Below are 11,354 nucleotides of genomic sequence, written 5' to 3'. Positions count from 1 at the left end.
GAAAAATTATCTTCCTATGTCTGTTCTATAGTGCATTCCTTCAAAGTTTACTTTTTTTATATTTTCATAAACTTTTTCTGCTGCATCCTTAACAGTAGCTGATTTTGCAGTTATACCAATTACTCTTCCTCCATTAGTAACTAAATTACCGTCAAGCATCTTAGTACCACTATGGAATACTACTATATCATCATCCAAGTTTTCAAGACCAGTTATAATTTTTCCTTTTTCATAACTGTCTGGATACCCTCCTGATGTAAGCATAACACATACTGCTTCATCATCACTATAATTTATTTCTATATCTTTTAATTTATTATCCAATATAGCTTCCATTATCTCATGTAAATCTGTTTCTAATCTAAATAAAACAGATTGTGTCTCAGGGTCTCCAAATCTTACATTATATTCAAGTACTTTCTCTCCATCTTCAGTTATCATAAGACCAACAAATAAAATACCCTTAAAATTAAGTCCGTCTTTTTTGAAGCCTTCTAAAGTTTTTTCCAATACTGTCTCTTTTACTTTATTTGCTAATTCTTCTGTATATATTTCACTAGGTGAAAAAGTTCCCATTCCCCCAGTGTTTGGCCCTTGTTCATAATTGTTTACTTTCTTATGGTCTTTTGCACTTGCCATAGGAACTATTGTATCATTATCTACAAATGCCAAAATTGAAGTTTCTATTCCTTTTAAAAACTCTTCAATTACTATTTTATCTCCAGCATCTCCAAACTTCTTATCTGACATCATTTCTTTTAAAGTTGCTATAGCATCTTCTCTATTTTCAGGTATTACAACACCTTTTCCAGCAGCTAATCCGTCCGCTTTTATTACTACTGGATATCCAAAGCTATCTATTTCTGATATAGCTTCTTCTAAGTTTGTATATTCTTTATATTTTGCAGTAGGTATGTTATGTTTTATCATAAAATCTTTTGAAAAAGCTTTACTTCCTTCAAGTTGAGCACATTTTTTATTAGGTCCAAATACTCTTAATCCTTCTTTTTCAAACTCATTTACTATTCCCATAACTAGTGGTACTTCTGGTCCTACTATTGTCAGACCTATTTCATTTTCTTTGGCAAATTTTAAAAGTTCTTCTATATTAGTATCACCTATATTTACACATTCTGCTACATTTGCAATCCCTGCATTACCTGGTGCGCAATAAATTTTTTCTACATTCTTTTCTTTGCTTAGTTTCCAGCATATAGCATGCTCTCTTCCGCCACCGCCTACAACCAATATCTTCATAATATCCTCCTTAGTGTTTGAAGTGTCTTATCCCTGTAAATACCATAACCATATCATACTTATCACAAGCTTCTATTGAATCCTTATCCTTTATAGAACCTCCTGGTTGAACTACTGCTGATATTCCATATTCATGAGCTAATGTTACACAATCATCAAATGGGAAAAATGCATCTGATGCTAAAACAGCCCCTGTAAAATCTTTGTCTTTGTTATTTTCAAGAGCATTTTTTAATGCCCAAATTCTTGATGTTTGTCCACAACCTAAAGCTAGAGTTTGTCCATTTTTAACTATTGCAATTGCATTTGATTTCATATTTTTTACTACTCTCATGCCAAACTCCATGTCCTTAAGCTGTTCATCTGTTGGTTTTGCTTTTGTTACATTTTCACTTTTTTCCGCTAGTATATTATTTCTATCTTGTATTAATAATTTTCCATCTAAATATTTCATTTCATATGGTTGTAAACTATTTTCTATCTTAGCTAATTTTAATATTCTTAGATTTTTCTTTTGCTTAAGTATCTCTAAAGCTTCTGGTTCAAAATCATATGCTACTACTATTTCTAGGAATATTTCATTTAATTTTTCTGCTGTAGCTTTGTCTATAGTAGAAGTTATTCCTACTATTCCACCAAATATTGAAACCTTATCTGCTTCATAACATTTTGTATATGCTTCAAAAACATCTTTTCCTAATCCTACTCCACATGAATTAGCATGTTTTATAGCTACTGAAACTACTTCTTCGCTATCTTTAAATTCCCTCATTACTTCTAAACATCCATGTAAATCGTTTAAGTTGTTAAAAGAAAGTTCTTTACCGCCTAATTGCTCATAATTTAAGATTGGATTTTTTGCATTTGATTGTGAATATAAGAAACCACTTTGATGTGGATTTTCTCCATATCTTAAAGTTTGTTCTTTTTGGAAAGTTAAATTTAATATGTCAGGATACGTATCTCCAACTTCTCCAGCAAAATAACTAGATATTAATGCATCATATCTTCCTGTAGTTGAGAAAGCTTTATATGATAATTTTTTTCTGTCTTCTAATGTCATTGTGTCTGTCTTTAATTTTTCTATTATGGAATCATAATCTTTTATATCTACTACTACTATTACATCTTTGTAGTTTTTGGCGGCAGAACGTATCATAGATGGTCCACCAATATCTATATTTTCTATCATTTCATCATGGCTTTTTCCAGCTTTTAAAGTTCCTTCAAAATCATATAGATTTACAGCTACTAAATCTATTGAATGTATTTTGTGTTCATTTACAGTTTCTACATGAGATTCTTTATCTCTTTTGTAAAGTATCCCACCATGTATATATGGATTTAATGTTTTTACTCTTCCATCTAATATCTCTGGAAAGTTTGTAACATCTTCAACTTGTATTACATTAACTCCATTTTCTTTTAATGTCTTAAAAGTATTTCCTGTAGATATAATTTCATAATCTAGCTTATTTAACTCTTTAGCAAATTCCACTACACCAGTCTTGTCAGTTACACTTATTAAAGCTCTCTTACTCATTTATAAACACTCTCCTACCTTGAAGTTTTAATTTATTTTCACAAAAAAGACTTATACTTTCTTTTAAAATCCTATGTTCAACTTCTAACACTCTTTTTGCAAGTGTCTTTGCATCATCATCTTGATTTACCTTAACTACATCTTGCATTATGATTGGTCCAGTATCAGCACCTTCATCAACAAAATGAACTGTAGCACCAGTTACTTTAGCACCATAATCTATAACACCTTGATGAACTCTTTCTCCGTAGAATCCAGCTCCACAGAATGAAGGAATTAATGATGGATGTATGTTTATCATTTTGTTTCTAAACTCATTAACCAACTTTGGGCTGATTATTTTTAAATAACCAGCCAAAACTACTAAATCTATTTTATTTTCTTTAAGAATTTCTATTATCTTGTCTTCATCAGTTTCACAAATTGCCTTTATGTTATGATTTTTAGCTCTCTCTAAGCCATAAGCATCTTGCTTACTTGAGATAACTACCTTAACCTGACCTTTTATTTCTCCAGACTCAGTGCCATCTATAACTGCTTGTAAATTTGTTCCTCCACCAGATATTAAAACTCCTATATTTAGCATAATTCTACACCTTCATGACTATCTACTACTTCACCAATTATATACGCTTTATCTTCTAATAATTCACTGTATTTTTTATCTACATAAGCAGCATTGTCATTTTCTCTATTATTTATAAAGTTTACAACATCGTCAGCATTTTCTTTATCTACTATTAAAACTAGACCAATACCCATGTTGAAACTTTTGTGAAGTTCTCTCTCATCAACAGCATTAAAACCTTCTATCATTTTAAATATAGGAGGCTTCTCCCAAGATTTTTTATTGATGTCTAATCCTAATCCTTTAGGTATAACTCTTGTTATGTTTTCTATAAGCCCTCCACCAGTTATGTGAGCTATAGCTTTTATATCATGTTTAGCTAATACATCTAAAGCTAATTTAACATATATTTTAGTTGGTGTTAAAAGCGCTTCCCCAACTGTCATTCCTAGTTCTTCAACATATTGTTCCATCTTGTAGTTGTAAGTTTCTAAAAATATCTTTCTTATAAAAGAAAATCCATTACTGTGTACTCCACTTGAAGATATACCAACTAATACATCTTCTGATTTAACATTGTTTCCAGAAACAATCTTTTCTTTGTCTGCTATTCCTACAGAGAATCCTGCTAAATCATAGTCATCTTCTCCATACATTCCAGGCATTTCAGCAGTTTCTCCACCAATTAATGCACAACCAGACATTTTACAACCATCTGCAATTCCACCAACTATTTTTTCTATATGCTCAGGAACTAATTTCCCAAGAGCTATATAATCAAGGAAGAATAATGGTTTTGCTCCTTGACAAATTAAATCATTTACACACATTGCAACTAAATCTATTCCAACAGTATCATGCTTGTCCATCATTTGAGCTATTTTTAACTTAGTCCCAACACCATCTGTAGATGCAAGCAAAACTGGTTCTTTCATTCCCACAAAATCTTTTAAACTGTATAATCCACTGAAGTTACCTAAATCTCCAACCACATTTCCATCATAAGTTCCTTTTATTTTACTTTTTATAAGGTCTACTGCTCTATTTCCTTCGTCTATATCTACACCTGATTCTTTATATGTTAACATGAAAGTAGTTCCTCCTTATCAATTTTCTTAACTGGGTATTCTCCATCAAAACAAGCTTTACAGAAAGTAGACTTATTTTCTGTTGCATCTAACATTCCTTCTATATCTAGGAATTTTAAACTATCACATCCAATATATTCTCTCATTTCTTCTACGTTGTTACTTGATGCAATTAATTTAGAACGATTTGGAGTATCTATTCCATAGTAACAAGAGTAAGCTACTGGAGGAGATGTTATTCTAAGATGAATTTCTTTTGCTCCTGCTTCTCTTAAAGATTTTACTAACTGTTTAGATGTAGTTCCTCTTACAATTGAATCATCTACTAAAATTATAGATTTTCCTTTTATTATTGTTGAAAGAGGATTTAATTTTATTTTTACTGCTATTTCTCTTTCTTCTTGTGTAGGTTTTATAAATGTTCTTCCTACATATCTATTTTTAACTAAGCCTTCACTTATTTTTAATCCACTAGCATTTGCATAACCAATAGCTCCTGGCCAACCTGAATCTGGAACTGGAACTACCATATCTGCATTTACATTTTCATTTTGAGCTAATCTTTCACCACATTTAATTCTAAATTCATATGCATTTACATTGTCTATAGTTGCATCATTTCTTGCAAAGTATATGTGTTCAAATATACAACTCTTCTTAACTGGCTTGTAATTTTCTGAATAAAAGTATGATTTTAATTCTCCATCTTTAACTACTATTATTTCTCCTGGCTCCACATCTCTTATAACTTCTCCGCCAAGTATATCTATTGCACAATTTTCTGATGCAAATATATATTCGTCACCCTTTTTACCAAGTACAAGAGGTCTGAATCCATGTGGGTCTCTAACTGCAACCAATTCTTCTTGACTCATTATTACAAGAGCATATGCACCTTTTATATAATCCATTGTCACTTTTAAACTTTCTACTATATCCCCTTTATAATATCTCGCAAGTATATATAAAATCACTTCTGTATCTGAATTAGTTTGGAACATATATCCATCTTCTTCTAGCATGTCTTTTAAATAATTTGCATTAACTAGATTTCCATTATGAGCTATGGCTAATTGTCTTTTTCTACAGCTTCCAACTAAAGGTTGACAGTTAGAAACATGACTTCCTCCAGCTGTTGAATATCTAACATGTCCAATCCCTATGTTTCCTTTTAACTTAGATAATTCACTTTCCTTAAAAACATCTCCAACTAATCCCATATCTTTTTTGTACTTAATTTCTCCATCATCTAAAAGAGCTAAACCACAGCTTTCTTGCCCCCTGTGTTGCATAGAATATAAAGAATAATACAGTTCTTTAGTTACATCTTTATTAGAGTAAATCCCTAAAACTCCACACATACATTTGCCTCCTATTTATTATTCATTCTTGAAAGTACTTCTGTATAACCTTCTACAAGGTCTCCAAGGTCTCTTCTAAATCTGTCCTTATCTAACTTTTCATTTGTATTTACATCCCAAAGTCTACAAGTGTCTGGTGACACTTCATCTGCCAATATTATATTTCCTTCAGAATCTTTACCAAATTCTATTTTAAAGTCAACTAACTTTAGGTTTAATTTTAAGAAAAATGCTTTTAGTAACTCATTTATTTTTAAAGTTTCTTCTCTTAAAAACTTTAATTCTTCTCTAGTTGCTAATTTCATTGCTACTGCATAATCATCATTTAGCATTGGGTCTCCATAATCATCATTTTTGTAGCTTATTTCAAAGATTGGCTCATCAAAAACTACACCTTCTTCAAGACCAACTCTTTTACAGATAGAACCAGCAGCAATATTTCTTACTATTACTTCTAATGGTAAAATCTCTACTTTTTTAACTAACATTTCTCTATCTGATAAACTTTTTATAAAGTGAGTATTTATATTATTTTCTTTTAACATTTCAAAGATTATTGTTGATATCTTATTATTTAGTATACCTTTTGAAGATATTTCTGCTTTTTTCTCTCCATTAAATGCTGTTGCATCATCTTTATAATAAACAACATATTCATTTTCATTATCTGTAGAATATACTTGTTTTGCTTTTCCTTCATATAATAACATTTCTGCTACCCCCTTAAATTTTTGTCGTCTTCTAGCACCTTTTGTGCCATCTCTTCTCTATATGATTTCAAATCCTCTTTTAATTTTGGATATTTTAAAGTCATTATTTGTAGTGCCAATAAAGCTGCGTTTAAACCTAAATCTATTGTAACTGTCGCAACTGGTATTCCTTTTGGCATTTGAACTATCGATAAAAGTGAGTCTAGTCCATCCATAGTTGATGATTTAATAGGTAATCCTATTACAGGAATTAGTGTTTGTGAAGCTATTACACCTGGTAGATGTGCTGCCTTTCCTGCTGCTGCTATTATTACATCAGTATCATCTTCTATTTCTTTTAGGAATGTTGAAAGTTGTTCTGGTGTTCTATGAGCTGATAATGCTCTTGCTACAACCTCTATTCCATATTTTTCAAGCAGTTTTATCCCTTCTTCTAATTTTGGATAATCTGATTTTGAACCCATAACTACTGCTACTTTCATTAGACTTCCCCTCTCCGTTTATAAGTTATTTTATACTCTAAATCATTCGTATTATTATACGAATTATACACCTTAAATTTTATATTAATATACATATATTATCAACTCTTTTTTGAGATTTTAAAAAAAAATATTTCTTGTATTTTTTTCATTCTCCATTTATCGAACTTTATTTATATTTTTTTGTTAAAATAAAAAATGGATAGTCTCAAGATTGATTTTTTTAATCAACTTTTAAATTTAACTCCTTTTTTGAATTTTTATATATTATTTTTTGTTACTTCTTTTTTACTTTATCAACTCTTTTTTAAAAGAATGCCTATTAAATATCATGATATAAACCTTCTTTTCTAATATTATTTATATATTAGTTAACAGTAAATCATTTTTTAGAGATGGCAACAGACTTATGATTACCAAATACTACTGAATCATATTTAACTTCATTCATTTGTATAATTATAGTCATTTCTTTTTTAACTATGTCATCGTTTCCGTAAACATCTCAAGCCTCACTAGGATATTGCTCCATTGTCTTAAACCATCTGACTCATAAAAATCTACTAATGTCATATTAGGTTCTTTTTTCTTTATTTATTTTTTAAGCTATATTATATGTAACTTCTCCATGTAAGTCTATAGTTGCTAATATATTGATTTCAGTTGTTTCCCTCTTTTAGGATTCGTACACGATGTAAATATCATTAGTATTGATATTAAACATAAACTTAATACTTTGGTTTTATTTTTAAAATTCATTTTATCCTCCTAAAAAATTTTATGAGTTGATTAAAATTTGATATAAATAGAATATAAGATACTGTAAAAAAATGTTATGGTTATTTCATTAAAAAGGAAGACATAATATTAAAGAATAAATTACAATATAGGAGATGATTAAATGAGAATACTTTCAGAAACTGAAAAAATATCTTTAGCAGCTGTTATAAAAATGGAATCTGATGGATTACTTATGCAAAGAGCAATAAATATGTTAATATCAGATGAAGACCTAAAAAGACAATCAGAATCTAGTATATTAGCAACAGAAGGAAGAATTAAAGCTATACAACAATTTATAGTTGAAAATGAGATACTAATTTCTGAGGAGGTATAGATAATATGAGAAATATGATAGAAAATCTAATTAAAAACAATACTTATATAGACGATAAAGTAATAATATTAAGTATGCTTTCATCTGCTAAAGCATCTGCCAATATGTATCTTAATTCTGCATTAACAAGTAGTACACCTGAATTGAGAGCTATATATTCAGCTTCACTAACTCAAATGGTTGAAGGTCATACAGCACTTACAGAGTTAAGTATTAATAAAGGATGGGTTAAACCATATGATAAACCTATTCAACAGTTAACATGTAGCTATAAAGAATCCCAAAATGTTATTGACTAAACTAAATAAAATATATTTCTAACTATTTCATTTTAACTAAATAATAAAAAGGGGATACTTAAATTTTTATTTTAAGATTTCCCCTTCTTCTAAATAATCTATTTTTTAATATAAAATAGATGCTCACAATATAAATATATAGTTTTATATAGTTATTTTTGATTATTTTAGACAATTCTATTATTAACATTTTTTTTACTAGATATTTTTATAAATAAAGACAACAAGTCCCTATGTTCCAAAATTACAAAATCAGGCTTATAAAACAAATCTTCTATCCCATACCCCCTCTGATTAATCCATATACTCTTCCATCCAGCTTTTTTAGCACCTACAACATCATTTTTATAAGAATCACCCACATAGTATGTATTTTCTCTTTCTAAATTCATAACATTCTCAGCCACTCTAAAAATATTAGTATCTGGCTTAGAAAAACCAACCTCACTAGAGATAAAAATATTACTTTTATTAACCCATTTCTCAACATTTAACTGCTTTAACTTCATTCTTTGATGGTCTGATGGACCATTAGTTATAATTCCTAGATTAATATTTCTTTCTTTAGAAAAATTTAAAACTTGCTCAACTTCTGGTATTAAGGTAATTTGTGATTGTTGATATACATACTCATCTTGAAAACTTTGTGCATCTTTTTCTGTAATGGAATTTCCCAACTCCTCAAAAGCTTTCATTATTCTATAAATATGCATTTCTTTAATTGGCATCTCTCCACTCTCTGTCAAATGGAACACTTCGTCACTATACTTTCTACTACTTATATATAAATCTTCAATAGAAACATCCTTTATTGAAGAAAACACTTTATTATATGCAATATAAAAAGGTGTCAATTGATTATATAAAGTATCATCTACATCAAAAATTAAATTAATCAAAATATTAGTCCTCCTAAATTTAATAGTGGTAAGTATAATTATAACTATAAATACCTAGTATAACAATACTCACCACTATAAATCCTATTATTTATTTAAAATCCTTGTAGTAACACCTTTTAAATTATAACATTCTGCATAATCACGCAAAGGACGTTTAATATGGTCTACAACAAATCTTTGACCATCAATGTTGTTCTTACTTAAATTAGCATAAAGCACTTTTATTTCTTTTTTAACATCATCATTATTAAATGTATAATGTCCTGCAATATCTAATATTTCATTAGATAAAGCTTCATTCTTAAATATTTCTTCAGCAGTTAAATCTTTTTGTTCTCCTATTACCCATTTTCTCCAACGTCCACATTCGATTGCATTTACAAGAAGAACATGTCTGATATTAGAAGTTTTCTCAACTAGACCCTCTTTTTCTAATTTACGCTCAACTTCTGCTAATTTTAAATATGCTCTAGTTTCTTCAGTACCATATTGAGGAGCTACATTTGTAGCAATAATTTGAGATGGTATATGTTCTAATAACGTTACATCATCTAAGTAATCACCATTATGCTCTTTTAAACCAACTCCATATTTCTTAGCCATTTGAGCTAAATCATAAGCATTTCTAAAGTTAAAAGTTCCTACTTGTTCTGTCTTTCTAGTTAAAGTACCAGTTTGACCAACTATAAATGTTGGCATTGGCAAATCTCTCTTATCAAGCTCAACCTTTAACCTAGTTATAAATGTTTCATACGTCTCAGTTGAAGTCAGACCTCCATTTGTTTCTTCTGTACCAACTTCATAGCCTATATCTGGTAGATTAAGTCTTTTTCTTTCATTCTCACAATATTCAATCAATTCTACAGTTCTTTCTAATACTACATCTAATGGAATTACCTTTCCAATTTCAAAGGGGTCTTTTGTAGGGTCAATCATTAATAAGTCAAAACCTGCCTCAATGTCTGCTAAATAAGATTTTTTTCCTAACTCCATTGCTTCATCAACAGGTAAATGGTCATTTCTTTCTTTGTCTCTTTGCCATGGACCACCGTGGTCTCTACATAAGTAATACAAACCATCAAATCCAACTTTATCAGCTATTTTCTTAATATCCTTTGTAAAAGTTTCTTGATTCCATCCATTTACATAACCACCACCTAGTTCATCTGCATCTACTTGATTTCTACTTGCAATAAACATTAAAGGAAAATCATAATCTTTTGCTAGTTCAAAACTTGCTTGTAACAAGTTTGGTGACATAGGACCAATTCCTAAAAGCGTTGCACTTCTCCCCTCTTCTTGTAAGTCTAGTAATCTTTGTACGACAGTCTTTATTGGTAACTTCTTCATGACTATATCTCCTTTTATTCTATTTTTAAAATGTTTTCAAAGACGTTTCTAACAAAAACCTCATTAAAAACATCTTTATGCTATATGTAAGATAAATCAAACTTTATTGAAAAGTATCTTTTATTTTCTTAATTAATGCATCAGATTTCTTAATTATGTCAGAAACACTCATTCTTACAACTTTCTTCCCTTTAAATCTATCCATATTTCTGATTTCAACATCATTAGTTAGTATTACACAATCTGCTTCCTCAATCTCTTTAAGTGACAATTCATTATCTATCCCAGAACTTCCTTGAGTCTCAACCTTTATTTCTATACCAAATTTTTTTGCTGATAATTCAAGTGATTCAGCTGACATATAAGTATGTGCTACTCCACTAGGACAAGATGTTACTGCTACAATTTTCATATTCTTATCTCCTCTTTATATCTCGTGTATATCTCAACACAAGACTTAATCTTACTTGTTTTATACATAGACTACATATATTTTATGTAGTCTATAATTTTTCATATAATTTACCTCTAAGAACCTCTAATTGTTCTTTGAGTTTTTTATTTTCTTCTTCTAATTCTTTTATCTTCTTATCTTTAGCCATTATGATAATGTCCTTTGATTTTGAAGTCTTATCATACTTGGCTCTTTGATTTATAGTTTTACTTACTTGTTTATC

At 29.5% G+C, this 11,354-nt stretch carries 12 protein-coding genes; 2 read left to right on the top strand and 10 right to left on the bottom strand.

The window, feature by feature from the left end:
* Nucleotides 1-6: 6 nt before the first annotated feature.
* Genes purD through purE form a run of 7 tightly spaced genes read right to left on the bottom strand, consistent with a single transcriptional unit; the run spans nt 7 to nt 7,009 of the window.
* A complete protein-coding gene (purD, locus tag IR152_RS11440; RefSeq protein ID WP_227452080.1) occupies nt 7-1,257 on the bottom strand; it encodes a phosphoribosylamine--glycine ligase in 1,251 nt (416 codons plus the stop codon).
* A gap of 10 nt (nt 1,258-1,267) precedes the next feature.
* Nucleotides 1,268-2,800, bottom strand: coding sequence for a bifunctional phosphoribosylaminoimidazolecarboxamide formyltransferase/IMP cyclohydrolase (gene purH, locus IR152_RS11435; RefSeq protein WP_227452078.1), 1,533 nt, complete (start codon nt 2,798-2,800; stop codon nt 1,268-1,270).
* Nucleotides 2,793-3,386, bottom strand: coding sequence for a phosphoribosylglycinamide formyltransferase (purN, locus tag IR152_RS11430; RefSeq protein WP_227452076.1), 594 nt, complete (start codon nt 3,384-3,386; stop codon nt 2,793-2,795). Before purN ends, purH begins: the two co-directional genes overlap by 8 nt.
* On the bottom strand, nt 3,380-4,456 hold the full coding sequence (gene purM, locus IR152_RS11425; RefSeq protein ID WP_227452074.1) for a phosphoribosylformylglycinamidine cyclo-ligase: 1,077 nt from the start codon (nt 4,454-4,456) through the stop codon (nt 3,380-3,382). Before purM ends, purN begins: the two co-directional genes overlap by 7 nt.
* Nucleotides 4,450-5,817: an amidophosphoribosyltransferase gene (purF, locus tag IR152_RS11420; protein WP_227452072.1), complete on the bottom strand. Its 1,368-nt coding sequence runs from the start codon at nt 5,815-5,817 to the stop codon at nt 4,450-4,452. The genes purM and purF overlap by 7 nt, the downstream gene beginning before the upstream one ends.
* Before the next feature lie 11 nt (nt 5,818-5,828).
* Complete coding sequence (gene purC, locus IR152_RS11415; RefSeq protein WP_227452069.1) at nt 5,829-6,527, bottom strand: phosphoribosylaminoimidazolesuccinocarboxamide synthase; 699 nt, start codon at nt 6,525-6,527, stop codon at nt 5,829-5,831.
* Between the two features lie 5 nt (nt 6,528-6,532).
* Nucleotides 6,533-7,009 carry a 5-(carboxyamino)imidazole ribonucleotide mutase gene (gene purE, locus IR152_RS11410; RefSeq protein ID WP_003420964.1) on the bottom strand — a complete coding sequence of 159 codons (477 nt, stop codon included), beginning with the start codon at nt 7,007-7,009 and terminating at the stop codon, nt 6,533-6,535.
* A 901-nt stretch (nt 7,010-7,910) separates the two neighbouring features.
* Between purE and IR152_RS11405 the strand changes: the two genes are divergently transcribed.
* Both IR152_RS11405 and IR152_RS11400 read left to right on the top strand, forming a co-directional pair.
* Nucleotides 7,911-8,126, top strand: a complete 216-nt coding sequence (locus tag IR152_RS11405) for a hypothetical protein (RefSeq protein WP_003420960.1) — start codon at nt 7,911-7,913, stop codon at nt 8,124-8,126.
* A gap of 5 nt (nt 8,127-8,131) precedes the next feature.
* Complete coding sequence (locus tag IR152_RS11400) at nt 8,132-8,425, top strand: spore coat protein (RefSeq protein WP_227452068.1); 294 nt, start codon at nt 8,132-8,134, stop codon at nt 8,423-8,425.
* A gap of 167 nt (nt 8,426-8,592) precedes the next feature.
* Here IR152_RS11400 and IR152_RS11395 read toward each other — a convergent pair whose 3' ends face one another.
* The 3 genes from IR152_RS11395 to IR152_RS11385 form a co-directional block, all read right to left on the bottom strand.
* Nucleotides 8,593-9,324, bottom strand: a complete 732-nt coding sequence (locus tag IR152_RS11395; protein WP_227452066.1) for an HAD family hydrolase — start codon at nt 9,322-9,324, stop codon at nt 8,593-8,595.
* Nucleotides 9,325-9,411: 87 nt separating this feature from the next.
* Complete coding sequence (locus IR152_RS11390; RefSeq protein ID WP_227452065.1) at nt 9,412-10,677, bottom strand: class II D-tagatose-bisphosphate aldolase non-catalytic subunit; 1,266 nt, start codon at nt 10,675-10,677, stop codon at nt 9,412-9,414.
* Nucleotides 10,678-10,780: 103 nt separating this feature from the next.
* On the bottom strand, nt 10,781-11,089 hold the full coding sequence (locus IR152_RS11385) for a PTS fructose-like transporter subunit IIB (protein ID WP_227452061.1): 309 nt from the start codon (nt 11,087-11,089) through the stop codon (nt 10,781-10,783).
* Nucleotides 11,090-11,354: the final 265 nt, after the last annotated feature.

The organism is Clostridioides sp. ES-S-0108-01 (assembly GCF_020662285.1).
In the GTDB taxonomy this organism is placed as follows: Bacteria; Bacillota; Clostridia; order Peptostreptococcales; family Peptostreptococcaceae; genus Clostridioides.
The sequence above is the reverse complement of the archived record's forward strand: the minus strand, read 5'-3'. Positions and strand labels throughout refer to the sequence as shown.

Coding starts and splice junctions, on each gene's coding strand:
- purD (WP_227452080.1), bottom strand. CDS start 1,257: ATGAAGATATTGGTTGTAGGCGGTGGCGGAAGAGAGCATGCTATATGC.
- purC (WP_227452069.1), bottom strand. CDS start 6,527: ATGTTATTATATGAAGGAAAAGCAAAACAAGTATATTCTACAGATAAT.
- IR152_RS11390 (WP_227452065.1), bottom strand. CDS start 10,677: ATGAAGAAGTTACCAATAAAGACTGTCGTACAAAGATTACTAGACTTA.
- IR152_RS11400 (WP_227452068.1), top strand. CDS start 8,132: ATGAGAAATATGATAGAAAATCTAATTAAAAACAATACTTATATAGAC.
- IR152_RS11385 (WP_227452061.1), bottom strand. CDS start 11,089: ATGAAAATTGTAGCAGTAACATCTTGTCCTAGTGGAGTAGCACATACT.
- purF (WP_227452072.1), bottom strand. CDS start 5,817: ATGTGTGGAGTTTTAGGGATTTACTCTAATAAAGATGTAACTAAAGAA.
- purN (WP_227452076.1), bottom strand. CDS start 3,386: ATGCTAAATATAGGAGTTTTAATATCTGGTGGAGGAACAAATTTACAA.
- purM (WP_227452074.1), bottom strand. CDS start 4,456: ATGTTAACATATAAAGAATCAGGTGTAGATATAGACGAAGGAAATAGA.
- purH (WP_227452078.1), bottom strand. CDS start 2,800: ATGAGTAAGAGAGCTTTAATAAGTGTAACTGACAAGACTGGTGTAGTG.
- IR152_RS11405 (WP_003420960.1), top strand. CDS start 7,911: ATGAGAATACTTTCAGAAACTGAAAAAATATCTTTAGCAGCTGTTATA.
- purE (WP_003420964.1), bottom strand. CDS start 7,009: ATGAAAGTAGCAGTAGTTATGGGTTCAAAATCAGATTATCCAAAATTA.